This is a genomic window from Phytoactinopolyspora endophytica (assembly GCF_004138495.1).
GTDB lineage: Bacteria > Actinomycetota > Actinomycetes > Jiangellales > Jiangellaceae > Phytoactinopolyspora > Phytoactinopolyspora endophytica.
In genome coordinates this window covers 166,712-167,364 of record NZ_ML142852.1, presented here as the reverse complement: position 1 = coordinate 167,364, position 653 = coordinate 166,712, and the positions used below count along the sequence as shown (strand labels likewise).

Below are 653 nucleotides of genomic sequence, written 5' to 3'. Positions count from 1 at the left end.
GAGAACCGTAACGGCGGATACACCAGAATCGTGAAGATCGGCCCGCGGAAGGGCGACAACGCGCCGATGGCCATCATCGAGCTGGTCGAGCCGCTGGCCGAGCAGGTCGTGCAGGAGGCCACCAGCGCTACCCGCCGCGCGGCGGCGGACAGCGCGGCCGCGAGCACCGCGGCTCCGGCCGCGGAAGCAGCGGCCGAGGCTGAGGTGACTGCTGAGTCCGCCGAGGAGTCGAAGGTGGAGACCACGGCCGACGAGGCCGCGGTTGACGAGGCCGAGGGCACCCAGGACGAGCCTGAAGCGGCCGCCGAAGAAGCGGAAGCGTCCGACGACGAGGACGAGTCGAAGGCCTGACCGGCTGAGCCTCACGATCGAGCAGTGTCCAAGCAGCCCGCCGAATCCCCACATCGGGACGGCGGGCTGCTGCGTATCCGGTTGGATGTGGCTTACGACGGGGCTGAGTTCTCTGGCTGGGCCACGCAGCCGGGGCGGAGAACCGTCCAGGGCGTCGTAGAACAGGCGCTCGGGACGGTGTTGCGCTCGGATGAACCACGGCTGACGGTAGCGGGCCGCACGGACGCGGGTGTGCATGCCCGGGGTCAGGTGTGCCATGTCGATGTCCCGGAACATGCATGGGCTGCGCTACCGGCGCGATC

Annotated in this window: 1 protein-coding gene and 1 pseudogene; both read left to right on the top strand. The window is 69.7% G+C overall.

The features are described from left to right. The coding region (locus ELR45_RS42605) for a bL17 family ribosomal protein (RefSeq protein WP_420813851.1) at positions 1 to 351 on the top strand (351 nt) is incomplete at its 5' end. A 24-nt stretch (positions 352 to 375) separates the two neighbouring features. After that, positions 376 to 653 (top strand): annotated as a pseudogene (locus ELR45_RS40625) (tRNA pseudouridine(38-40) synthase TruA); the annotation flags it as partial.